Here is a 23560-nt window from a genome sequence, read left to right on the forward strand (position 1 = left end):
GCCCCCCCCGAGATATCCCCCTCTCTTGGCGTCGGCCGGGTCTTTGGTTTATAACAGACTGTGGGGGGGGGGATAACGTGGGGGGCCCCTGTTCGGCGACGAACAGGGCCCCACGTGTTTCAGGCTGCGAGGCCGAGGTCGAGGACCTGGGCGGCGTGGCCGATCGAGCCGGGCATGAGATGGCGGTAGATCTTGAAGGTGACGTCGATGCTCTTGTGGCCCATCCACTCGGCGACGTCCGTGATCGGGATGTTGTGGCTGAGGCAGTTCGAGGCGAAGAAGTGCCGCAGGCCGTAGAGCGTCATGCCTTCGGGGATGTCGATGTCGCCAGCCCGCTTGATCCGGTCCCACTGGTTCTGCAGGTAGTAGGACGGGTACGGCTTCGCGATGTCCAGCGGGTGGCGGAGGAGGTAGCCGTCGATGGTGCCGAAGGTGTCCGCGTACGAGAGCAGGATGAGTCGCGTACGGGTCGGCAACGGGACGTCCCGGTAGACGCCCCCCTTGCGGTGCTTGAGCGGCGCGTAGTCCTTGGTCGTCTGGTTGACCTGCTCGGTGACGCGGTAGACGTCGTCGGCCACGATGTTGTTGACGTTGACGGCGAGAGCCTCGCCGTTGCGCAGCCCGCAGCCGCTCATGAGCTCGGCGACGAGGTTGAAGGTCTCGTCGCCGGCTTCGCGTATCCCCCGGAGCTGGAGCGGGGCCGGGATGACCGCGCGTTTTGGGTCGTACTGGGGCGGGGTGACGCCGTCGAGCGGGTTCTCCGGGTAGAGGCCGAGGCGGTGGGCGTCGAGCAGGATCGACTTGAGCTTGTCGAAGGCGTTGGACTGGGTGGCCAGGCCGACGCCGTTGCGTTCCATGGTCCGGATGAAAGCGTCGACGACCTTGTGGTCGAAGGTGGCCATCCGGCGGCTGTGGAAGGCGGGGTAGAGGTGGTGCTCCAGCAGGGATTCGAGGTGCCGCAGCGAAGCCGGGGCGAGCGAGCGCTGACCGGCCTTCCACTCTTCGGTGTAGGCGCCGAAGTTCATCGCGCCGTACTTGCGGTTGCGCTCGGCCTTGCTCTGGCCCCAGGGTTTCTCGCGCTTGGCCCGGTAGATCTCGGTGAGTCGGTCGATCGCCTTGTCCTGGGTGGCGAAGCCGGACTCCTCGGTCTGCCGCCCGGAGGCGTTGCGGAACCGGATCACGTAAGTGTGCGGACACTTCGACCACCGCGACTGCGGGTGCTCACAGGTCTTGAAGAAGGTGCCCATGCCGCGGGCCAGGGTCCTGAGGGCCATCGTCTGCGGTCTCCATCCCGTCCGATGCTGACGTTCTGCTGAGCGCAGATGGTCCGCCACACCTCTGACCTGGGAAGAAACGCAAATCACGTGGTATGTGGTGGAACTTCATCGGGCGGTCCCACGAAGACATCACCCGAGCCCGCGAGGAGTGGATGAGCTCCGCGAACCCCGACCGCTTCGGCGCCGTCGAGGGCTACCCGGGCGACCGCCTGCCCGCCCCGGAGCTCCCGGGAATCCCCCTCAAGCCCCGCGGACGCACCCGCTGACCTGCGCGTTACGCAATCGGGGGTGCGGCGACCAGGTCCGCCGCACCCCCGAGGCGGAGCCCCCCTGCGCTCAGCCCAAAGTCCCCCTGTCGGCACTCGCTTCCGCACTCGACGTATGACACCGTTCGACCATCCCCGACAGCGTCTGACAGAACCAATGCTGACCCAATGCCGAGTTTACTGACGCTCCATCAGAACCGACCGCGGCACTCACGGAGCCCGGGCAGTCATCGCCGGGCGCCGCCGCGAGAACCGGCGGATGCCCGGCACGGCCCCCTTGCCGGCTGCCGAAGGACGGTCACCACCCGAGCGGCGCGGGCCGGAGAAGACAGCCACCATGCCGTCCGCTGCCCTCACCGGCGATCCTGCTTCAAGCCAGTTATTAGATCCGAGCCCTGCGAGATCTTCCGAGCCGCCCCTGCCGGCAAGAGCCCACCGTACGGCCCCGAGTCGGCGCTAGGGTGACCTCATGGCGGACGCCCCGACGACAGCAGCACCCTCGGTCGAGGCGCTGGACGCCCTGGTCGAGCGTGCCTGCGAACCGCCGACCGGCACGTCCCGGGCGAAGCAACTGCGCTGGGTCGCCGGCGAACTGCGCACCGCCCTGGAGCGCGGCGCGATCGTGCCCACGGCCGCCGGCTCACTCGCCCTGCTCTTCGCGCCGAACACCCTCGCCGACTACCTCACCGCCGCTGAGCGGGGCCTGCTGCGGCGCAAGCCCGCCGCACGACCGGGCCGAGCCTCACCCGCCTCCATGCGCGTCCGGGAGGACTGCCTCCGCATCCTCGGCGCCCTGGCCGGCATCACCGTCACGCTCCCGGACCGCAACCCGCCGCCGGTCGAGCTCCGGCCCGTGGTCGCCGCCCGACCGCGCAGCATCCTGCTCGGCCACCTGGAACACCCAGCCCGCCCCGGCCGGTCCGAATCCCGCAGCCGGATCCTCGCGATCATCGGCACCGTGCTGGACACCGGCTGCCGCGCCGGCGAACTCTGCGCCCTGCGCACGCACGACGTCGACCTGCACCGCGGCACAATCCGCCTCACCCGCCTCCCCCAGCACCGCAACCCGCACACCACGCCCACCACCATGACGGTCGGCCTGTCCGCCCCCACCCGGGCCGCGATGCGCCACTGGCTCACCGTCCGCAGCCACCTCGTCGCACGCGACACCACCCAACCCGTCGGCCCGGGCAACGAGACCACCGACGCCCTGTGGGTGAGCATCGCCCCCAGCGGCCACCCCCGCCCCGGCCTGCCCCTGCACTTCCGCGGCCTGGCCCGCGCCTACGCCCGCGCGATCAACGACCTCAACACCGAGATGGCCGCAGAACCCGGCTGGCACCCCCTGCCCCGACGCATGGAACAGCTACGCCGCGCCATCGAGCTCGAACCGGCCGACCCCAACGGTACGACTCCCCTCCTCCGCACCCGCGCGCCTGCAGGCAACCCCGAAGCAGCGGCACCGGACAGTCGGGTCGGCCCAATGAACCGGCCCTATCCCGTAATGCGGGTGGGAACCACGGTTTCCGCGGCACCTGCGCAGAACCGGTGAGCCAGTTGGTCTCCTGCCCTGGTACGGGCACGACGCCCGGCACGAGGGCGCCGGACTTCTCGGCCAGGTAGGCGAGCGGATCGCCGAGCCCGCACGCACCATGGTGAGCAGCGAGGCTGGGACGGTGGCCCGGCGCTGGACCGAGCCGGGTCCGGCGTCGGCGGCAGGGCCGCGCGGTCGGCAGGCTACCGATCAGACCGTCGAAGCCTCCAGCCGTTCGAGCCGGCTACCGGCGAGGACAGCTTCGCCAACCACCCCGCGCGCATTGTGTCCGAGGCCTTCCTCACCGCGTGGAGCCGACAGAAACTCGGCAGAATGGCGACGCAAGATGGACTCACTCCAGGCCGCCGCGACCGGACTGATCACGTTGCAAGCCCTCCAGGGCTGATCACGACCCGAGGGTAAAGCCCCAGGTCAAGCTCCACCAACCTGCCACCATCGCCCACATCAGCTGTCCGCGCGGGCGCCCCGACGCCGACTGTGCCCTTCAGGCCGCCGGGCGGGTCGTCGCAGGGGCCGTATCCACCGCTCACAGCGAGCTGCTGGAGGCGGCAGGGCGTCCGGGCGACGGCATCCATCATCGACCCCAGCAGGCCGGGTCGAAGCCGCACGAGCCCGCTCGGCGGGCGCTCCCTCACCGACCATGGCCGGCCGGACCAGGGACCGGGATCGGGCGGGCGACGGACGGCGGGCGTCGGGCAGTAACCAGCAAGCAGCGGAGCAGACTTGTCCGCTGCCCTCCCCGCACCAGGCCCGGCCCGCTAGGGTCTATCCGACTTCCCATCACATGCCGGGTGGGCATACCGAGCAGGGGCAGGTGCCTCGTGAGCGACGCCGACCGCAACTCCGACGACTCGCAGCCGCTGTACGTCCAGAACGTGATCGCCGTCAGCGGCTTCGCGTTCGGCACGATCGGGGCCGACATCCACGTTCACGGCGCCAGCGGGCTCCCGCTCTACCTCCTCGGCGCCTGGCAGGACACGGCGGACACCGACCGGGACTGGCTCCGCAAGCTGCCCAGCCGGATGCTCAACGCCCGCCGCGCCGTGGTGCCGTTCACCGGCCGACACGAGGAGCTCGACGAGCTGCGGGAGTGGCGGGACGGCGGTGGGCGACTCAGCGTCCGGTGGCTGTACGGGCCGGGCGGTCAGGGCAAGAGCCGGCTCGCCGCGCGGTTCGCGGACGAGTCCGCCGAGGCCGGCTGGAAGGTCGCCGTCGCCGTCCACGGCCCCGATGCCGACCCGATCGAGCCCGGAAGCCAGGACCTGCGGCCCGACGGAACGGCCGGCCTGCTGCTGATCGTCGACTACGCCGACCGGTGGCTCACCACCAACCTGACCTGGCTGCTGAAGAACGCCCTGCTGCACCGGACCGGCGTGGCCACCCGGGTGCTGATGCTGGGACGCACGATGAACGAACTGCCGCAGCTCCGCGGCATTCTGGACACCTACCAGGCCGACGTCTCCGTCCAGCCCCTGGAGTCCCTGCCACCCGGCGGGGAGGCACGCGACGCGATGTTCACCGCCGCCCGCGACGCCTTCGCCGGCATCTACCGGTTCCGCGACACGACCGCGATTCAGCCGCCCCCGACGCTGGAGGGAGCGGAGTTCGGGCTGACCCTGGCCGTCCACATGGCCGCCCTGGTCGCCGTCGACGTCCACGCGGCGGGCGCGGGGTTAGCGGCCGACTCCAGCTGCGGCTCCGAGGGCGAAACGGCGGCGGAACCCACACCGCGCGCCGAGGTGCCGACCGACCGACCGGGCCTGACCATGTACCTCCTCGACCGCGAGCGGCTGCACTGGGCGCGGCTGTACGGCGACGGTGCCAACGCCGGTCAGGACGGGAACGGCTTCCGAACGCCGCCCGAGATCATGAACCGGACCGTGTACGCCGCCGTCCTCACCGGAACGCTCTCCCACGGCGCCGGCAGGACGGTCCTCGGCCGGCTCCGGGTGCCCGACGCCCCCGAGGCGCTGGACGACCACAGGTCCTGCTACCCGCCGGCCGAAACCGGTGCCGACCTGGTCCTGGAGCCTCTCTACCCGGACCGCCTCGCCGAGGACTTCCTCGCCCTGACCATGCCGGGCCACCGGTTCGCCTACCCGGACCAGCCGTGGGCGGCCGCCGCCGCCTCAGCCCTGCTCGAACGTTCCGACGACGGGCCCGGCGCCGAGCGCGTCCCCGCGCCCTGGACCGCCCGCGCGGTCACCTTCCTTCTGTCCGCCGCCCAGCACTGGAACCACCTCGGCCCGCAGTACGTGCACCCACTGCTGCTGACGGACCCCCGGCTGGCGGTCGACGCCGGGAGCGCAGCCCTCACCATCCTCGCCGGCCTGCCCGACATCGTCCCCGTCCTCGAAGCCGTGGAGGCTCACTTCCCGGAGGGGCAGCACACCGACCTGGACCCCGGCATGGCCGCGGTGACCGCGATCCTGACCACTCACCGCCTCGGCCTCACCCGGGACCCGGCCGAACGCTCGCTCCTCTACGCCGCCCTGGCGACCCGCCAGTCCCACGCCGGCCTCGACCGCGAGGCGCTCGACACCAGTGAGCGGGCGGTCGAGTGTGTGCGCGGCCCGGCCGCCGAGGACCCCGCGCGGCACCTGCCCAACCTGTCCGGCGCCCTGGCCAACCTCGGCGTCTGCCTGTCAGCGATGAGACGGCTCCCCGAGTCGCTGGCCGTCACCGAGGAGGCCGTACGCCTGGCCCGCCGCCACGCCGCCGAGTACCCCGACGCGCCACCGGCCAACCTGGCCCGCCCCCTGAGCAACCTGGTCCATCAGCTCCTGGAGGCGGACCGCCTTCAGGAGGCCGTGGATGCCGCCCTGGAAGCGGCGCACCTGTACGGCGAGCTGTCTGACGTAGACCCCGACGGCTACCGGCCCGACCTGGCCCGCGCCCTGGTCAACGCCGGGATCGCGCTGTTCCAGCTGGGGCGCCGGGCCTTCGCCGTCGAGGTCGGGCTCGCCGCGCTCACCGTCTTCCGGGAGCTGGCCGCCGCCGATCCCGACCGGTACGAACCCAGGTACGCGACCTCACTGACCACCGTCGCCAACCACCTGTGGGGCATGGGACGCAGTGAGGAGGCCTGCGACGCCGCCACCATGGCCGTGGACATCCGCCGTCGGCTGGCCACCGTCAACCCGGACGCCTTCCGGGCTGCCCTCGCCCGGTCACTGATCGGCCTCGGCGTCTACCAGTGGGCAGCGGGCCGCGCCGCCGAGGCGCTGGAGACCAGCCAAGAGGCCGTGGCCCAATGGCGCGAACTGACCGCGGTCAACCCCGTCCTGCACGAGGAGTTCCTGGCCGGCGCTTTGTCCAACCTCGGCAACCGCCTCGCCGCCCTCGACCGGCCGGTGGCGGCGCTGGCGGCCACCGACGAGGCCGTGGACATCTACCGCAGGCAGGCCGCGAGCGGCAAGGACGTCGACCGGGACAGCGTGGGCCAGGCGTTGAACAACCTCGGCAACCGGCTCGCCACGGTGGGCCGCACGGAGGACGCCCTGAGGATGTCCGACGCCGCCGTGGGCATCTACCGCGCCCTGGCCGACGAGCACCCGTCGGCGTACCGGCCTGCGCTGGCCCGCGCACTCGCGAACCACGCCATCCACTGGGCCCAGACCGGCTTCGTCCGCAAGGGGTTGGCGATGACCGAGGAGGCCATCGAGATCATGCAGGAGTCGGCCCTGGCAAACCCCGGGGCGTTCACGGCCGACCTGAGGCGCTTCGAGGCCCTCCGGGACATGCTGCGCGCGGAGCTCGCCGGCTGACCGGACCGGACGTCAGCCAGTGACTCCCTCCGGGCTGCTGCCGCCCTGCCCCTTGCCCTCGTGGTAGATCAGGTTCCCGTCCTGGACACCGAAGGCTCGTCCGTTGCCGTGGGCGACGTTGGTCTGCTTGTAGACCCGGGTCCGCGCCTCCGCGGGCAGCGACGGAGTCAGCACGTCGTCCAGTACCCGCTCCAGCTCCCCGGCAAGTTCGGGCTGCCGGCGTAGAAGCTCGGACAGCCGCTGCTGCCAGTCCGCGGCGAGCGCCTCCCGCAGGGGCTCGTCATCCTGCTCCTCGGCCACCAGCACCTCCCGGCGCAGCTCGGCCAGGTCCTCGCCGACCAGCTCCGCACGGTCCGGACGGAACCGACGCCAGACGGCGACCACCCCGTCCCGCGCGTGCTCCCAGGCGTCGGTGGCCATCGCTCCGACGAGTGACGAACCCGCGAGGGCCGCGAGCGCGGCTGGATCCATGGAAACCCCTCCTCCCGCCCCGTCGAACCGAACGCCTTCGGTGAACCGCCGGAGCACTCCCAGGTGTGGCGTACCGCCCAGCGCGTTCCTGCCCCTCCCCGCGCGACCGGTAAACCCATCGGACCGGGCCGCGACTCGGCGCGCTGCCGTGGCGATGAAGCGTCGCAGGGCGCCTGGCCGGGCGGGACCCAGGTCGGGGGGGCGCCCCCGGGGGGGGGCGGGGGGCGGGGGGGGGGGCCCCCCCCGCCCCCCCCCCGGGCGGGGCGCCCCCCCCCGCGCCGGACTGGGTGACCGCCCCCGGCGTCCGCCGCTGGCTTCTTCGGCGGGGTGCTGACCCGGCCGGGGAAGTCGCGGGCCAGGCCGGCATAGCCGGAATCGACTTCGGCTTTCACGTTCGGGTGCAGCCGCAACTGCTCCTCGATGCCCTCGGTGCGTACTGCGGTGACATCGTGCATCCGGCCCGGGCGGATCGCCCCGAGCCACAGCTCCCGACCCTGTTCGTCGCTGATCATTGTGGCTTTCTCGGTGTTCTGCTTCTTCTTGCCCGACACGAACGCCTTACGGCCCGGCCGCCCCGCCTTCGGGCGGCGTACCTGCACCTCGGTACCATCGATCCGCAGCGTGATCCCCTCGGCCTGGGCATGGGCGAACACGTCCGCAAGGGTCCTGAGCCTGATCCCGGGCCGATCCGGCACCGCGAAACCGCGAGCGGCCAGCAACGGGCGCACCTCGTCGACCGCCCGGTCGATCGTGGAGGGCGAGACTCCGAACAGCGCCGCGAGCACCCTGTGCGACAGCGCCCAGCGCAACACCACCAAGGTCACCAACACCCGGTCCACGAAGACCAGCTGGTGATCCGGCCCAGCCCCGGCTGCCCGCAATCGGCCATGGCCACGCCGTTTGGCCAGCTCAGAGTCGCGGGCTGCGGTCCACGGCCCGGCCAACTCGGTGATCAGCGCACCCAGGTGTTCCTTCGAGATCCCGCACAGGCAGAATCAGAGCAGGCCGCGCGGGCCCGACTCGACTTCACACTCCAGATGATCCCGCGCGGCTCTTTGCCTCCGGCACCAGGGCGACTGCCCTAGCCTGACCACCAATGCCCCCGATCATTCAGGCCCGGGCCGGTGCGCCCATTCCTGGTCGAGGATGCTGAAGACTTCGGAGTCACGCCAGCCGTCCCGGATCAGCGCGGTGTGCCGGTGTCGGCCCTCGTGGGTCATGCCGATCTTGCCCAGCACCCGGGCCGATGCGACGTTGCGAGGATCGCAGGTCGCATGGATCCGGTGCAGTCCCATCAGCCCAAACCCTCTGCCGAGAAGTTCCCGGCCGATGGCTGTGCCCACGCCTCGACCCCACACCCGAGGATGCACGAGATAGGAGATCTCGCCCTGACGGTGGGCCAGACTACGAACCTTCAGCTCGCCCATACCGACGAGTTCACCGTCGAGGCAGGCCGCATACACGAATCTCACCTGTGGGGACCGCAGCCGGGCATCCACCGCGCTTTGGACGAAGTCCCGCGTCTGTTCCTCGGTGTTCGGCCCCCACGCCTGGTAGCGGCAAGCCTCCGGCAGGCTGGCGAAGGCATGTACAGCGTGGCAGTCACCGACAACGAGCTCGCGCATAGTCACCGAGGTTTTGATCACGAGCCGATCCTGTCAGGCCAGCATCGCCAAATACCAGCACCAAGTCGCGGGGCCCCGCACGATCAAGACCGCATCATTATCGTGCGGCAACTCGTTAACCCGGGGGTGCTGCCGGGTCCGTCGGCTCACTGATCCACGGTGCTCAGCCGACCGGTCCCGTCATCACGTGCGACCCGACCGCCGGTTCGAGGAGCGACAAGGTCCGCTGCCGGGTATCGAGGCCGACGCGGATCCCGAAGGGCGCACATCCGATTCCGGGACCCGGGCTTCATGAGGACGAGCCATCTGACGCGTCGAGCCATCCCGGTCATGTCATGTACAAGACGTCATGGTGCTTGTTCTCGGTCAGGAATCGGGCGGGAACCAGGGCAGGTCCCGGTACCGGCAGGCGGTCCGGTCCGGGCAGCCGGAGAATGCTGAATGCAGGGGCCGGCTGTCGGGTGGGCCGGCGGGTCGGCGCAAGGCAGGTGGATGGGAAGGGGTGTGAGCCGGTGCAGCTGGTTGCGGCTGAGGACTGGGCGACCGCCTGGGCCCGGTGGGCCAGGGAGCTTCCGACCGGGCGGATCGCGGCCGGGCTGCTGGTCGATCTCGTCGCCGACCCGAGACAGCACCTCGCCCGGACAGCGACGTTTCCGGTGACGGCCGCGGCCGTGGCCCTGCGCGTCGAACCGGGTCTCCTGCGGGAGGCGCTCCGCGACCTGGCCGACGCGGGCCTGCTCACCCTGACCTGCCACGAAGCCGCAGAGCCCGGGAGCGAGGTCGCCGTGGTGACCCTCACCCCGCCGGCGTCGCACCGCAAACCGATAGGCCCGCGCCATGCCGGCTGGTAAACCGAAACACGAACTGCCCGGGCGGCGGCGACTGCCCGACGACGCTCCCGGCCACCCCGGATCGGGTGCGGTGACCACGACCTGGGTTTCGCCGGAGGACGAGGAGGCGATGAGGCTGGTTGCCGCCCGGCTCAAGCCCGCCCGCCCCGAGGCCGACCCGGCCACCGTGGACGCTCTCGTCGTGGGTGCCTACGACGAACTACGCGACGCCAGGGTCCGGACGTTCGTCCCGATCCTGACGGAGCGACGCGCCAGGGCCCTGCTCGCGATGCCACCATCGGACAGCCCGCCCCTCCCCGGAGGGCTGACCGGCTGCGCGCTTGGGGCGGGCGTACCGGTCCCTGGGATTCCGGGCCCCGCACCGCGCGCACCCACACCGGGCCCGGCCGAGGCGAGCGGGATGAGGCTGCGATCCCTCGGCCCCCGCCTGCACGGGCCGAGCGGAGTTCAGAGCGTCTGGACCAGGCCGCCGTCGATGACGAAGTCGCTCCCGGTGACGTTTCCGGCCCGGTCGCCGGCCAGCAACACAACGAGGTCGGCGACCTCCTGCGGGCTGCTGAAACGACCGGTCGCCGACTGCGCGACGGCGCTGCGGGCGATCTCCGCCGGATCTCCGCCCGCCGCCTCAGCCAGCGTCGCGGCGACACCGTCGTCACCGAGCCACAGCGCTGTGGACACCGGCCCGGGGCTGACCGTGTTCACCCGCACACCGTGTGGCCCGACCTCCTTGGAGAGGGCCTTGCAGAAGTTGGAGAGCGCCGCCTTGGCCGCGCAGTAGTCGATGACCATCGGGTCGGGCAGGAACGCGTTGACCGAACTCACGGTCACGATCGAGGAGTTGCCACGCTCGATCAGATAGGGCAGGGCCGCTCGGGTGGTCCGGACGGCGGAGAGAAAGTTGATCGTCAGCCCGTGGAGCCAGTCGTCGTCGGTGACCGACAGGAAGCCGGTCGGCCGCGGGCGCACCGCGCCGACGTTGTTGACCAGGATGTCCAGTCCGCCGAACCGGGAGACCGCTTCGGCGACTGCGGCTGCGGGGCCGTCCGCCGTGGTGAGATCGGCCGACACCGGGTGCACCTGCGGGGCGAGGTCGGCCGGCGGACCGGTGGTGCCGCGCGCCACCGCGACGACGTGTGCGCCTTCGGCGGCGAGCGCCCGCGTCACGGCGAGTCCGATCCCCTTGCTGGCCCCGGTGACGAGGGCGGCCTTGCCCGCGAGGTGCAGGTCCATGGGCGACTCCTCGGGTGCGGGGCGCGGCCGCAGCACGACGGTGCTGCGCCGGAACGGCGATGCGGGTGCCCGGTGCCGCGGTCAGGATCGCTCGACGGCGGCTTTGATCCGGAGGCCGAAGCCGGGGGCGTCCTTGCGGGCCGCGTGCAGGGCCGGGCCGAGCAGGATCTTGCCGAGGCCGTGCCCTTCGAGCACGTTGAAGATCCGGACGCGTGTCCGGCCGTCCGGCAGTGGTTCGAGGTCGTAGCCACCCTCGGCGGTGATCAGGTTCTTGCTCTGCTCGCTCCACCGGACGCTGCGCGGCGCCTCCACGCCGGTGATGCGGAACTCGCGGGAGGACTTCATCCCGGCGTCCTTCACGGTGCTGCGGAAGACCGTTCCGACGGCGGTCGGGCCCTCCGGAGTCTTCGTGATCTCCAGGACCCGGGGGCTGAAGTCGGGGTCGTGGCGGCCGTCGGCGAGGTACGCGAAGACCTCCTCCACCGGGCGGTCGACCTCGACGCTCGCCTCGAACTGTCCGGACATGTCGGCTCCTCGCGGTGGGCCCGGCAGGCGCTTCACAGCCAGGATTCCAGAGAGTCCCGACTCACGCCTCCCGGCTGCGGGGGAGCGGGAGGGCGATCGGTCCGAAGCACCCCACCGACCACCTCTCCGACCACATCGGCGCCTGGGGCTCGGCGCCTGGGCCCGGTTTCCGGGACACCGACCCGGGTAGAGCCCTGCCCCTCGGGAGTGGATCATCGGCGGGCGTCGTTCACCGCGTCGCGTGCCTGGTCGAGGTCGACGACCTCGCCGTTGGGCCCGGTCGGGTGCAGGTCGCCGCCGGGCAGGGTCGGTTGCGAGCTTGCCGTCGCGGATGGGGTGCGATCTGCGGGATTTGCTCCCTCGTGGTGACCAGCCGGACTGCGAACACGACGGTGTCAGCGCCCTCGATCGCGTCCTGCCCGGAGGCGGCGTGTGCGAGCGGCCCGGGCCCGTCCGTGAGTTCCTCCGAGGGCGAGGTGACGTCGGGTCAGAGTTCGGAGTGGTTCCAGTCGCCCGTGGAGCTGACCTGGCTGGTGGTGCCGATCAGCATCGCCATCCAGCGCTGGACGTCGCCGTAGCTGTAGAACGTGCCGACGCCGGTGACGTTGACGGGCGGGGTGCTGGGGTTGTTGGTGACGTCGTAGGCGTATTGGGAGATCTGGTCCCAGGAGTTCTCCAGGTACTGCTGCGTCAGGGGCAGCCCGTTGTAGAACGGCGTGTTGCCGCCCTGGATGTCGCGGGTCACGCCGTAGACGTCCCAGAAGCGCGCGGCCTCGGAGGTGAACTGGATCATGAACATCAGTGACCTGGCGACGTTCTGCTGGTTGGCGCCGTAGGGGTAGCCGGTGGTCGCGAGATTGTCGATCGAACCCATGAGGTCGTACCAGCCGATGGGCATCGACTCCCGCCCCCGGCCCGCGGCCTGCCGCATCGCGTTGTCGGCACGAACCTTCGGCCGCGCGGAGCGCATCGGGGATCCGTGGATCTCGCGGGACCGGGAAGGCCACCTGGCCACCGCTCCCACCCCGCGCCGTTCGCAGGTCGCCCGTCGCCCGTCGCCCGTCGCCCGTGCGGTCGTGCGGTCGTTCCGGGCTTCCAGGCGTTCACACCGCCAGAAGGTCGTAGGGGCTGTGGATCCACGATCGTCGCCCCGTCGGGTCCCGAGGTTCATCGACACTTCATGGACAGCTGTCCATGAAGTCCGGTCGGTCTCGGACTCCGGCCCCGGACCGGCCCGGCACGCCCGCCACCGGCCCGATAGGGTGCGGCGCCGGGGGTCGGAGACGGACGAGAGCACAGGAGCGGCGTGCGGATTCTGCTGCTGGGACCGCTGGAGCTGCGGACCGCCATGGGGACGACCGTCCACGTCGGAGGCGCCCGGCGCCGTGCAGTACTGACCGCGCTCGCCCTGGAGGCCAACCGCATCGTGCCCGTCGAGCGGCTGCTCGACCTCGCCTGGGACCACGCCCCTCCGCCCACCGCGCGGGCCGCGCTGCAGGGCCACGTCGCCAGGCTGCGCGCTCTGCTGGGCGACGGCCTGCGCCTGGAGACCCGCGCCCCGGGCTACGCCCTGCGCGCCGACCCGGACCTGATCGACGCCCACCGGCTGGGCCGGCTGGTCGACCGCGCCCGCACCGAAGCCTCCGACGAGGCGGCCGTACCGCTGCTGCGCGAGGCGGTCGCACTCCGGCGGGGCCCCGCGCTGGCCGACTGCGGCTCCGCCGCCCTGCGCGCGGGCGCGGCCGTCCGGCTGGAGACCCTCCGGGTCGAGGCCCTGGAGCAGCTGGCCGAACGGCTGCTGCGCACCGGGCAGGGCCACACGGTGACCGCCGAGCTCACCGGGGCGCTGACCGAACACCCGCTTCGGGAGTCACTGGTCCGCCTCGCCATGCTCTGCCTGCACCAGGAAGGCAGGCCCGCCGAGGCCGTCGCCGTGTACGAGGCGACCCGGCGACGGCTGGCCGAGGAGACCGGGATCGATCCCGGTACCGCCCTCCAGGAGACCCTCGCCCGGATCCGGTCCACCCCGCAGGCCAAGCCCCCCGCCGCCCCGGCCCGACTGCCGCGTGAACCCGGCCGCTTCGTCGGACGGGAGGCCGAACTGGCCTGGCTGAGCCGACAGAGCGGCGCGGACCACGGACCGGGCCCGGACGCCCGCGGCGCGCACCGGCTGCTTCTGGTGACCGGCCCGGCCGGGGTCGGGAAGACAGCGCTCGTGCTGCGCTGGGCGCACCGGAACGCCGAGGCGTTCCCGGACGGGCGGATCGGCGTCAACCTCCGCGGCTTCGACGAGACCGAGCCGCTGAGTCCCGAGGAGGCGCTCACCGAGCTGCTGCGCGGCCTCGGTGCCGATGACGGAGCCCTCCCCGCCGACCGGGAGGAGCTGACCGCCGCCTACCGGACCCTGTTGACCGACCGCCGGGTGCTGCTCGTGCTGGAGAACGCGCGGGATGCCGAGCAGGTGCTCCCGCTGCTGCCCGCCGAGCCCGGCTGCGCCATGGTGGTGACCAGTCGGCACCGGCTCACCGGGCTGCTCCCGCTCGACGGCGCGCGGGCGTTGACCCTGGGGTCACTCGACGCCGAGAAGGCCTTCGAGGTGCTGGCCGGAGTCGCGGGCCGGCCGCGGCTGGAGGCCGAGCGGGCGGCAGCGGAACGGGTGATCGACCTGTGCGAGGGGCTGCCGCTGGCGCTGCGGATCGCGGGCTCGCGCCTGGCGACCCGGCCGCACTGGCGGGTCGCCACCCTGGCCGGCGAACTCGCCGACGAGCGCTCCCGGCTGGCCGTCCTGGCCACCCAGGGCACGCTGAGCGTCGCGGCGGCCATGGAACTGACGGTCCGTACCCTGCCCGAGCCGGCCGTCGCGTTGTTCCGGCTGCTCGGCACCCACCCGGGCCAGCAGGTCGACACCGCGGCGGCGGCCACCCTGGCCGGCACCGACCTGCGCACGGCCGCCGCCACGCTGGAGCTGCTGCACCTGGCGCACCTGGTCGAGGAGAGCGCACCGGGCCGCTTCGAGCGGCATGACCTGGTGCGGCTGCACGCCCGGCAGGCCGCTGAGGAACTGCCGGCCGCCACCCGGCAGGCGGCCCTGGAGCGGCTGTTCGACCACTACCTGGCCGCGACCGCCGCCGGGCTCGTGCTCGCCCGGCCGGAGGCGCGCCACCACCGCCCGGCCCACCGCCCGACCGGCGGCACCCCGGAGTTCGCCACGTCGGCGGACGCCCTGGCCTGGTTCCGGGCCGAGGAGCCGACCGTCCGCGCCCTGATCGCCCTGGCCTGCCAGTGGGGGGCCCACCGGCACGCCTGCCGGATGGTCGAGAACGCCGGCTACCTCTACCTCGACGCGGGGCTGTTCCGCGCCTGGGAGGAGGCCGCCCGGCAGGCCCTGACGGCCGCCGGGAGCGCCGGCACCGCCGCCGACTGGCCGCACCTGTATTCCAACCACAGCCTCTCGCTGGGCTGGCTGGGCCGGCGGCGGGAGGCGCTGGAGCAGTCCGAGCGCGCCGTCGCCGTCGCCGACCCGGAGAGCCGCCCGGTCATGCGACACCGGTACCTCAGCATGCGGACGAGCTTCGCCGACGACTACGGCGAGCCCGGCAAGGCCCTCGCGGGCTTCGCCGAGACGGTGGCCCACGCGCGGGAGCAGGGCGATCCCCGGCTGCTCTCCCAGGCGCTCAACAATCTGGCGCACACGCTGTTCCGGGCGGAGCGCTCCGAGGAGGCGCTCGCACCGATCGAGGAGTCGCTGGAGCTGTTGGCCGGGCGCGAGTCGGACCCGTACCTGGTGATCTCCACCAAGACCCACGCCCAGATCCTGCGCGCCCTGGGCCGCACCGACGAGGCCGTGGCACAGATCCACCGGGTGCTGGAACTCGGCCGGGCGCAGGGCAACCAGGCCCACGCGGAGTTCGACTTCGCCGACTTCATCGGCCAGGTGATGTACGACCGGGGGCTGGTGGCCGAGGCGCGCCGGAGCTGGGAGCGGGCCGTGGAACTCGCCGCCGAGCAAGGGCGGATGACCCGTCAGGTGGAGCTGGTGCAGGCCCGGCTGGCCCGCTGCTTCCCCGCGGAATAGCCGTCAGCCGCTCCACGAGGCGGTCGAGGTGGTCGGCCGGGCGGCACCTCCCGTGCCGGTGGTCCGGCCCGCCGGGGCGGCCGGCCGCAGGAAGTCAGGCTCGGAGCCCGCGGTGGTCGTCCGCGCGCCGGGAGCGATCGTCCGCGCGCCGGGAGCGGTGGTCGTGCCGCGCGCCGGGAGCGGTGGTTCCGCACGCCGGGCCGGCCGAGGTGCGCAGCGCGGCCGACCCGGTCGAGACCGCCGGGGCCCGGTGCTCGGCGGTGGTGCGGCGCGGCGGGGGTCGCGGTCGCCGGTGCGGGCTCGTCACCGTCCGGGGCGACCCACTCGATCCGCAGCACCAGGTTGCGGTCCTGGCGGTCGCCCGCCACATCGCGGTTGCGGTTGTGCACGGCCTGCGTCAGCACACCCCGGATCTCCTGGCAACGGCCCTGCACCGCACGGATGGTGGGGCACCACTCGCCCGCGTGACGGTGCTCCAGGTCGAGCTGCCGGCGCTCCGCCTGGACCAGGTGGACGGCGCCGACCTCACCGGGGATCTCCACAGGCCCGGCGCCCGCGACGGCCACCACCGCGCGATGCGGGACGCGCCCCTCCACCGCCGTCACCGTGATCCGGCTCGCCCCCTGGTACCAGGCCATCGTCTTCCTCCCCCGTCCGTGCTCGCGCCGACCGCCGGCCACCCACCGCCGACCGGCCTCGGCCGGTAGCACGGACGGCGCCCCCTCCCGGTTCGACCCGCCCGAACCCGATCTGAACCCTCGGCGGGCGGATTCCGTGCAACGGGACGAATCGACGGGGCCGACCCCGGCCCGCAGACCACTGCGGCCGCCCGGACCCGAACCGGCGACAGCTTCTGGGGGAGACGAACGTGAGCAGCACGGCGACACGGCGACGGACCGCACTGGTCTGCGCCGCAGCGGCCCTCGGCCTCGTCGCGGCGGGAGTCCTCGCGGTACGGGTCCCCCCGCCCGCGCGCGGCCCCGTCCAGGCGCACCCGGCGCAGCCGCCCCGGCCGGTGGCAGTGGCCGTGGCCGTGGCCGTGGTGTACGACCCCGCCCTGCGGCCGTCGGGCACCTCGCGCAGCGGGATCCGGGTGCTGCTGCCCGGAGCGGGCGCCCCGGCCGACGTGGCCCGGCTCGTGGACGGGCAGGCCCTGCGGTGACCGACCAGCACGGCGGTACGCCCGAGACCCCGCAGCCCGACAGCGCCCGGGCCACCGTCCTCCAACTGCCTTGGGTCAGTGCCGAACCCGTCGCCCCCTCCCGGCCGGGCGCCGCCGAGCGTCTGCGGACCGCCCTACGGCAAGCCCGCCACCGCGCCACCGCACTCGGCGGGGCGGCACGCGGGACGGCCACCCGGGCCGTCGCCGCCCGGCCACGGCCGGCCCGCGGCCGCCTCCGCCTCCCGGTGCGCCCGCTCGGGCGGGGCACCCGCAGGCCCTGGGACGCCCGGCGGATCACCATGGTGGCGGCGATGGGCTGCGGCGCCGTCCTGCTGCTGCTCGCCCCCTTCCTCAAGCCGGACGCCACCCCCCGCGACCCGGCCGCCGCCACGGCACCCGGCGGCATTTCACCGCAGGGCAGCCACGGCCGACGCCACCCGGCGGGCACCGAAGCGCCCACCGACCAGGCGTCGCCGGCGAGCGCCGCACCGTCGGAGACCCCCAGCCCCACGGCGACCGCCACCGAGTCGGCGACCGCCCCGCCCTCGGCCGAGCCCACGACGACCGCGCCGACCGCCCCCCGCTCCACCGCCGCCACCCAGGCGCCGTCCGCCTCGGCGGCGCCCGCGACGCCCGCGGCACCCGCCGCACCGCCAGCCGCACCGCCAGCCGCACCAGCGCTCCCCGCGCCCGCTCCGCCGGCCCCGCAGCCCGCCTTCCAGGCGGTGGCCGGATTCGGCTGCTCGGGCCCGGGAGGCCGCTTCCAGGAGGTCGGCGCGTTCCGTCAGGGCACCGACGGCTGGGTGACCGTCACCAGCGGCGGCGACACCGGCGACTCGTGCGACGGGCGCTACGAGGCGGTGCCGATGTCCGGCGACAGGAACAAGGACGACAACAGCACCTACGCCCTGTGGACCTTCGACGTCGGCGCCGGCTCGGCGAGCTGCGGCATCTCGGTGTACGCACCGTCCTCCGGCTCGATCCAGCAGGTCGGCGGCGCGCCCGCCTACTACACGGTGGCCGGAGGCTCCGGCGTCGACCTGGGCGCCTTCACCGTCGACCAGGTCGGCCACCGCGGCAGCTGGGTCGACACCGGCACCTTCCGCCCGGCGGGCGGCCCGCTGGTCGTGCGCCTCCACAACCGCGGCCAGGACTGGACCGGCTCCGGCCGGCCCACCCACGCCCACATCGCTGCCGCCCCCATCCGCGTCACCTGCGGCCCCTGACCACCCTCCCCCGCCCGGTCGGCCCGTCTCCCTGTCCCCACGGGCCGACCGGGCCCCCTCCATACGGGCCGGCCCGCCCCCGGGAAACCTGCCGACCAAGATCGCCGAGCGTAAGCCCACAGCTCGTCCCGCTCGGAAGCGATCAGTCGGAGCCTCGGATCACGTCCCCCCGCCGGTCGGTCGGCCAGGGGATCTCCTGGAGAACGTCCTCAGGAGTCGGCACTGCGTCCGGGTAGTGCCGGCGGATCTCCCGGATCACCGAGGCGTCCGCAGTGCAGACCTCCCGACTCCCGCTGTCGAACTCCCGCTGTCGAACTCCCGCAGCACCACCCTCAGCTCATCGCCTGCCTACCCCGCGAAGTCCCCGTCGACGGCGCGACCAGGGCCGGGAGCGCCAGGGTGCCGATCCCGGCGCCGGAGCGGAATCCTTCCCGATCTCGGCGACCTGGTGACCGGATGGGCATCGTCGATCCGCACCTTCCAGGTGAGACCGAGCCCGAAGCTCCCGAGACGCACCAGGAGTTCCGCCAGCGTGGCGTAGTAACTGACGGAAGGCTCGATCCTGCCCGGGAGAACGGTCACGCCGTGCCGCGATCCGGTGCGGAGTCAGTTCGACTCCTCGGCGGCCCGGCGGCGACGGCTGCCGACCATCCCGAAGCCGCCGCCGATCAGCAGCAGCGCGCCGGCTCCGGCGACCACGACACTGGTGGCGCTGCCGCCCCCGGTGGAGGCGAGGGGCTGGCCGTTGGCGTCCGTGGCCGCGGTGGTGGTGGGAGCGGCGGCCGGGGCGGTGTGCTTCGTCGTCGGCGACGGGGTGGCGGTCGCCGTCGGCGTCGCGGTGGGGGTGACCACCGGGGCCGGGGCCTGGGTGGTGGGGGCCGGAGTCGCGGTGCGGCTCGGGGCCGGCTGCTGGGTCGGGCGCTCGGTGGTGGGCTTGGCAGTGGGCTCGGGTGTCGGCTCGGTGGTGGGCTGACCGGTGGACGTCGAGGTCGCCGTGGCGCCCGGGCTCCCGGCCGGGGTGGTCGGGGTGGTCGGGGTGACCACCGGGTCGGCCGTGGTGGCGCAGTCGGTGGTGGGGGTCTGGGCAGGGGTGACGGGTGCGGTGCTCGTGGTGGCCGTCGGGGAGGTCCGGTGCTTCGAGGGCGTGGCCGTCGGCGGACCCGATTCCGGCGAGGCCGACGCGGTGGTGGGCTTGGAGGCGCCCTTCTTGGGCTTGTCGGGCTTCGCGCTCTGCGTGGGATCGGCCGGCTCGGCGGTGTTCTTCGGCTTCGTGTTCTCGTCCCCGGAGTCCCCGGAGTCCCCGGTGTCCCCGGAGTCGTCCGAATCATCCGGGGAGGCCGTCGGGGAGGCCGTCTTCCCGCGCTTGGCCTCCGTCGCCGTCTGCAGCTTGGTCGGCGAGCCGGAGGCGCTGGGCCCGGGGGCGAGCGTTCCGACGGGTCGGCCGCTCCGGGCGGCGGCCGTGGTCTCGGCCTCGGCCGGGGCCGAGGCGGTCGTGAGGACGGTGACCTCCGGCGAGGGGCTGACCGTCGGGCCGGGGCAGTGCGTGGCCGTGCCCGAGGACGTGGAGTCGACGTGGTAGCCGGCCACGATCTTGGTGAACTCGTACGGGCTCTGCTGGATCCCGCCGCACTTCGAGGCGGTGTCCGCGGTGAAGGCCCCGGCGCAGGCGCGGTCCCGGTTGACGGCCCAGAAGGTGAAGCGGGCGAGGTGGTGGGCGGCGGCGAAGTCCCGCATGGCCTGGAAATCCGCCGGGGAGACCACTTCGTCCGGGGAGTCGCTGTGCCCGTTGATCGAGGACAGGCCGGCGTGCCGCCAGGCGGTGTCCTGGTCGTAGCCGTAGGCCTTGACGAGGGTCTGCTGGAGCCCGGTGAGGGCGGACTTGGTGGCGTCGACCATGGTGCCCTGGTGGCGGTCGAAGTCGAACGGCATGACGACCCAGCCGTCCGCCTCCAGGCCGGCCTTGGCGGCCGTCGTGATGAGGTCGGTGCCGTCGGCGTCGGGGCCGTTCTCCTCGGTGCTGAAGGTGACGTAGATCCTCAGGCCGGGGTTTTTCGCCTTGACCGCTTTGAGCGCGTCGACGACCCGGTGACGGGATTCGGCTCCGGTCAGCTCGGTGCTCTCGATGTCGATGTCGATCGCCTTCAGCTGGTAGGCGTCGATCACCTTCTGGTAGGCGGCGGCGAGCTGGGCCGCGTCGGTGCACTTCTCGCCGAGCTTGGCGCCGTCCCAGCCGCCGAAGGAGGCCACGACGTCGCCGCCGGCGGCGCGGATCGCCTTGATCTTCGCTTCTTCGTCGCTGCCGGTCAGCCGGCGCGTGCCGTCCCAGGCCGGCTCGCAGCCCTGGTTGGCGAGCAGGAAGGCCAGGGTGAACTGCCGGATGCCGGTCGCCTTCATCACCTCGACCGGGTCCTGGGCGTCACCCGAGTCGCCCCAGCCCAGGTACTCGTAGACGGAGTTGAGGCCGACCGGGTCGGTGGCGGCGGCCGGAGCGTCGTTCTGCGCGACGATCAGGACGCCGCCGGCGGCGAGCGCGGTGGCGGCGGCGGCGATCCGCCGACGGCGGCTGAGCCGGTGTTTGGACATGGCTGGGATCTCCTCGGCTGGGGAAGGGGGCGAGGCCGTCCCCGCCGCCGCGGCGCCCTGGCGCGGGCGGACTCGGGGCACCGGCCCGGTCCTGCCGGGCCGCGCGGACGGGATCCGGTTCGAGGTGGCACCGTGTCCGGCCGGGGCACGGTCCTCGGGGTCACCGCCGCACGCAGGGGTCCTCAGCGAGGGACACGGAACGGGACCGCCCCCGGTTCACCGGGTCGGCGATCCGCCCGGCGGACCGTCGACTGCTCTGCCGGCGTGCGGCTCCGGCCCGGTCGTCCGGCCCCGCTCGGCCTCGGTCGGCGCCGGCGCCGGCTCTCCGGGCCCCGCGGGTGGCGGAGCGGTCCGCGCGTCCGCGGCGGGCCTCGGGTGGGATCCTTCGGGCCGCGCCGCCCTCGGCTCCACTGGGGCACCGCGCACCAGTTCGTCCAACAGCCGCTCCAGCCGGTCGGGCGCGGCGTGGTCCGCCGCCGTCCCTGCCGGGACCGTCCCCACGGCGACCGCACGCTCCGGAGCCGCACGCTCGGGAACCGCCGGCTCCCCCGACGTACGCTCCGACCCGGCGCCCTCGGGAGCCCCCGGCCGGTCGCCCCGGCCGTTCCCCGGTCGCTCCTCCCGGTAGCCGTCGAGGGTGCGGCTCAGCCGGTCGACCAGCCGGGCACGCCCGGAGTCGGCGGCCTGCTCGGGGGCGGTCGGTTCGGGCACCTGACGGACCAGTTCGCCGACGAGCCGGCGGGCCAGCTCCAGGGCCTGCTCGGCGGTCTGCAGCGCGCGGGCGGAGACGCCCTGCGCCGGGACGACGCCGGTCACGCACTTCAGTGCCTCGCCCGCCGCGTTCACCACGTGGTCGAGCAGCCGCCGGGTGGCGGCCACCCGCTCCGGGCAGGGCAGTTCGGCGGCCAGCTCCACGGCGTAGAGCCGGGCGAGGCGGTCGACCTGGAAGAGCCCCGGCAGGGCCTCCAGCACGAGGTGGGCCGCGTCCAGTTCGGCGAGCAGTTCGCGGGCGCGGGCCGGCGAGGCGCCGGTGAGCGCCGCGGCGTCGCCGCTGTCGAGGGTCTCGCCGGGGTGCAGTCCGGAGAGGGCGAACAGGCGTCGCGCCTCCTCGGGCAGCACCCGGACGCTGCGGCCGAGCGCCGTCGCCATGCCGAGTGCGCCGCCGGTGGCGAGGGCGGCCAGGCCGGTGCGCTGGTCGGACATCTCCTCCGCCAGGTCGGTCAGCGACCAGGCGGGCCGGGACGCGAGGCGGGCTCCGGCGACCCGCAGGGCCAGCGGCAGCCGGTCGCAGAGCGCGGCCAGCCGACGGGCCGCGCCCGGCTCGGCAGCGATGCGCTCCGGTCCGGCGACCCGGCCGAGGAGTTCGACGGCTTCCTCCTCGGGCAGGCCCGCGACCGGCAGCGGGATCGCGGCCTCGCGAACCACCAGATCGGTCAGCCGGGAGCGGCTGGTGACGACGACGACCGGCTCGGGCGCGGCGGGCAGCAACGGTTCGACCTGCTCGGCGGAGCGGGCGCCGTCGAGGACGAGCAGCAGCCTGCGTCCCTCCGTCAGGGCGCGGAACAGCGCGGCGGCCTGGGCGGGTTCGCCGGGCACCTCGGCGGCCGGGACGCCCAGCCAGCCGAGCACCGCGGCGAGGGCTTCGGCCGGGGTGAGCGGCTCCTCCTCGCCGAAGCCCCGCAGGTTCAGGTGGATCCGGCCGTCGGGGAAGCGGTCGGCGTGGGTGTGCGCCCAGTGCAGGACCAGGCTGCTCTTGCCGGCCCCGGCGACCCCGGTGACCAGCACCGGCCGGCCCTCGGCGCGCAGCGTCGCGTCGTCCAGCTGCCGCAGTTCGGCCGCGCGGCCGACCAGGCCGACGTTCATCCGCGGCAGCGCACCGCCGGTCCGTGCGACGGCAGTCGGCGTGACGGCGGCCGGAGCGCCGCCGATCGGCGCGACGGCGGCCGGAGCGGCGGTGCCGTTCTCGGTGTGGCCGAGGGCCGTGCCCGCCGCGCGCAGTAGCGGGCCCGGGGTCAGGCCGTGGGCGGCGAGCCTCGTCCGGGCCCGCTCGTGGGCGAGCCTGGCATCGGCGGCCCGGCCGGCCTGGTGGAGGCAACGGGTCAGCAGGGCGGCGGCCGACCCCCGTAGCGGGTCGGCGGTGACGACGGCCTGCAGGTCGGGGAGGGCTTGGGCGCCGCGGCCCAGCGCCAGCAGGCGTTCGGCCAGCGCTTCGGCGGCCAGGACTCGGGCGGTGTCCAGCCGACGGCCGGTGGTCTCGGTGAGGGTGCGTGAGCCACAGTCCGTCAGGGCCGGCCCGTCCCAGAGGTCGAGGGCCTCGCGCAGCAGGCCGACGGCACGTTCGGCGTCGGCGGCCTCCTCGGCGCCGGCCGTCAGGCGTTCGAAGCGCGTGGCGTCGACCAGCTCCGGCTTGCCGACCAGGACGTAACCCTCGGGCCTGGTCAGCAGGCACAGGCCTTCGCCGAGTCCGCGCCGGACGGCGGAGACGTGGCCCTGGAGGGCGGCCCGGGCGGTCGGCGGCGGCGCGCCGTCCCACACCGTGTCGAGCAGCCGCTCGACCGGGACGGGGTGGTTCAACTCGCTTGCGAGCAGGGCGAGCACGGCCCGACGGCGGGCGCCGGCCACGACGACCGGGCGCCCTTGTTCACAGCGGACTTCGACTCGGCCGAGCAGCCGGACGCGCACACTCTCTCCTGAGCGCCTGGGGGACGGGACGGGGACGGGTTGGAACGGGGACGGGTTGGAACGGGGACGGGCCGGAACGGGCTGGACTGGGTGGGACGGGCCGAGGATATGGAGGCGGTCGATCTTCGTCCAAGCCCCCGCCGGGAATGGTAAGGAAACCCAACTGGCATACTTCGCTTCGGATTTGGCCTGCCCGAGCACCGATCTGCGATACCCAAGCTTCGTGCGGAGTTCACCTGCCGATCACCATGGACACGGCATCTCC

General features: G+C 73.6%; 15 protein-coding genes and 3 pseudogenes. 8 read left to right on the forward strand and 10 right to left on the reverse strand.

All coding sequences use genetic code 11. The features are described from left to right. Positions 1–119: 119 nt before the first annotated feature. Positions 120–1274: a tyrosine-type recombinase/integrase gene (locus tag ACFV0O_RS03800; RefSeq protein WP_380335899.1), complete on the reverse strand. Its 1155-nt coding sequence runs from the start codon at positions 1272–1274 to the stop codon at positions 120–122. Between the two features lie 95 nt (positions 1275–1369). Here ACFV0O_RS03800 and ACFV0O_RS03805 point away from each other — a divergent pair. The 3 genes and pseudogenes from ACFV0O_RS03805 to ACFV0O_RS03815 all read left to right on the forward strand — a co-directional run. Next, a pseudogene (locus ACFV0O_RS03805) lies at positions 1370–1543 on the forward strand (pirin family protein); the annotation flags it as partial. A gap of 469 nt (positions 1544–2012) precedes the next feature. Further along, a complete protein-coding gene (locus ACFV0O_RS03810) occupies positions 2013–3095 on the forward strand; it encodes a site-specific integrase (RefSeq protein ID WP_380335902.1) in 1083 nt (360 codons plus the stop codon). An 824-nt stretch (positions 3096–3919) separates the two neighbouring features. Continuing rightward, a complete protein-coding gene (locus ACFV0O_RS03815) occupies positions 3920–6865 on the forward strand; it encodes a tetratricopeptide repeat protein (RefSeq protein ID WP_380335906.1) in 2946 nt (981 codons plus the stop codon). Positions 6866–6877: 12 nt separating this feature from the next. Here ACFV0O_RS03815 and ACFV0O_RS03820 read toward each other — a convergent pair whose 3' ends face one another. The 3 genes and pseudogenes from ACFV0O_RS03820 to ACFV0O_RS03830 form a co-directional block, all read right to left on the reverse strand. After that, complete coding sequence (locus tag ACFV0O_RS03820) at positions 6878–7336, reverse strand: hypothetical protein (RefSeq protein WP_380336035.1); 459 nt, start codon at positions 7334–7336, stop codon at positions 6878–6880. A gap of 374 nt (positions 7337–7710) precedes the next feature. Then, positions 7711–8133 (reverse strand): annotated as a pseudogene (locus ACFV0O_RS03825) (transposase family protein); the annotation flags it as partial. Between the two features lie 309 nt (positions 8134–8442). Then, positions 8443–8982, reverse strand: a complete 540-nt coding sequence (locus ACFV0O_RS03830; protein ID WP_380335908.1) for a GNAT family N-acetyltransferase — start codon at positions 8980–8982, stop codon at positions 8443–8445. Positions 8983–9473: 491 nt separating this feature from the next. Here ACFV0O_RS03830 and ACFV0O_RS03835 point away from each other — a divergent pair, with 491 nt between their 5' ends. Beyond that, positions 9474–9812: a hypothetical protein gene (locus ACFV0O_RS03835; RefSeq protein WP_380335910.1), complete on the forward strand. Its 339-nt coding sequence runs from the start codon at positions 9474–9476 to the stop codon at positions 9810–9812. A gap of 109 nt (positions 9813–9921) precedes the next feature. Continuing rightward, a pseudogene (locus tag ACFV0O_RS03840) lies at positions 9922–10065 on the forward strand (three-helix bundle dimerization domain-containing protein); the annotation flags it as partial. Between the two features lie 194 nt (positions 10066–10259). Here the strand turns inward: ACFV0O_RS03840 and ACFV0O_RS03845 are convergent. The 3 genes from ACFV0O_RS03845 to ACFV0O_RS03855 all read right to left on the reverse strand — a co-directional run bounded on the left by ACFV0O_RS03845 (position 10260) and on the right by ACFV0O_RS03855 (position 12537). Beyond that, positions 10260–11042 (reverse strand): oxidoreductase, encoded by a 783-nt coding sequence (locus ACFV0O_RS03845; protein WP_380335912.1) that lies wholly within the window; start codon positions 11040–11042, stop codon positions 10260–10262. 81 nt (positions 11043–11123) lie between these two features. Then, complete coding sequence (locus ACFV0O_RS03850) at positions 11124–11567, reverse strand: SRPBCC family protein (RefSeq protein ID WP_380335915.1); 444 nt, start codon at positions 11565–11567, stop codon at positions 11124–11126. Between the two features lie 487 nt (positions 11568–12054). After that, positions 12055–12537 (reverse strand): ribosome-inactivating family protein, encoded by a 483-nt coding sequence (locus tag ACFV0O_RS03855; RefSeq protein WP_380335917.1) that lies wholly within the window; start codon positions 12535–12537, stop codon positions 12055–12057. 336 nt (positions 12538–12873) lie between these two features. Here ACFV0O_RS03855 and ACFV0O_RS03860 point away from each other — a divergent pair, with 336 nt between their 5' ends. After that, positions 12874–15642 (forward strand): BTAD domain-containing putative transcriptional regulator, encoded by a 2769-nt coding sequence (locus ACFV0O_RS03860; RefSeq protein WP_380335919.1) that lies wholly within the window; start codon positions 12874–12876, stop codon positions 15640–15642. Here the strand turns inward: ACFV0O_RS03860 and ACFV0O_RS03865 are convergent. Beyond that, on the reverse strand, positions 15591–16280 hold the full coding sequence (locus tag ACFV0O_RS03865; RefSeq protein ID WP_380335922.1) for a hypothetical protein: 690 nt from the start codon (positions 16278–16280) through the stop codon (positions 15591–15593). The genes ACFV0O_RS03860 and ACFV0O_RS03865 overlap by 52 nt on opposite strands. 230 nt (positions 16281–16510) lie before the next feature. Here ACFV0O_RS03865 and ACFV0O_RS03870 point away from each other — a divergent pair, with 230 nt between their 5' ends. Beyond that, on the forward strand, positions 16511–16804 hold the full coding sequence (locus tag ACFV0O_RS03870) for a hypothetical protein (RefSeq protein WP_380335925.1): 294 nt from the start codon (positions 16511–16513) through the stop codon (positions 16802–16804). Continuing rightward, the gene (locus ACFV0O_RS03875) at positions 16801–18030 is read left to right on the forward strand and encodes a hypothetical protein (RefSeq protein ID WP_380335928.1); all 1230 of its coding nucleotides are present in this window, start codon (positions 16801–16803) and stop codon (positions 18028–18030) included. Before ACFV0O_RS03870 ends, ACFV0O_RS03875 begins: the two co-directional genes overlap by 4 nt. A gap of 606 nt (positions 18031–18636) precedes the next feature. On the opposite strand, the gene ACFV0O_RS03880 is transcribed toward ACFV0O_RS03875, so the two are convergent. Both ACFV0O_RS03880 and ACFV0O_RS03885 read right to left on the reverse strand, forming a co-directional pair. Further along, a complete protein-coding gene (locus ACFV0O_RS03880) occupies positions 18637–20613 on the reverse strand; it encodes a hypothetical protein (RefSeq protein ID WP_380335931.1) in 1977 nt (658 codons plus the stop codon). Between the two features lie 216 nt (positions 20614–20829). After that, positions 20830–23235, reverse strand: a complete 2406-nt coding sequence (locus ACFV0O_RS03885) for a BTAD domain-containing putative transcriptional regulator (RefSeq protein ID WP_380335934.1) — start codon at positions 23233–23235, stop codon at positions 20830–20832. Positions 23236–23560: the final 325 nt, after the last annotated feature.

This window comes from Kitasatospora sp. NPDC059577 (assembly GCF_042735475.1).
Lineage (GTDB): Bacteria > Actinomycetota > Actinomycetes > Streptomycetales > Streptomycetaceae > Kitasatospora.

Excerpts from the sequence above, each read along its gene's own strand:
- ACFV0O_RS03810 (WP_380335902.1), top strand. The coding sequence starts at position 2,013 with ATGGCGGACGCCCCGACGACAGCAGCACCCTCGGTCGAGGCGCTGGAC.
- ACFV0O_RS03855 (WP_380335917.1), bottom strand. The coding sequence starts at position 12,537 with ATGCGCTCCGCGCGGCCGAAGGTTCGTGCCGACAACGCGATGCGGCAG.
- ACFV0O_RS03850 (WP_380335915.1), bottom strand. The coding sequence starts at position 11,567 with ATGTCCGGACAGTTCGAGGCGAGCGTCGAGGTCGACCGCCCGGTGGAG.
- ACFV0O_RS03820 (WP_380336035.1), bottom strand. The coding sequence starts at position 7,336 with ATGGATCCAGCCGCGCTCGCGGCCCTCGCGGGTTCGTCACTCGTCGGA.
- ACFV0O_RS03845 (WP_380335912.1), bottom strand. The coding sequence starts at position 11,042 with ATGGACCTGCACCTCGCGGGCAAGGCCGCCCTCGTCACCGGGGCCAGC.
- ACFV0O_RS03800 (WP_380335899.1), bottom strand. The coding sequence starts at position 1,274 with ATGGCCCTCAGGACCCTGGCCCGCGGCATGGGCACCTTCTTCAAGACC.
- ACFV0O_RS03865 (WP_380335922.1), bottom strand. The coding sequence starts at position 16,280 with ATGGCCTGGTACCAGGGGGCGAGCCGGATCACGGTGACGGCGGTGGAG.
- ACFV0O_RS03880 (WP_380335931.1), bottom strand. The coding sequence starts at position 20,613 with ATGTCCAAACACCGGCTCAGCCGCCGTCGGCGGATCGCCGCCGCCGCC.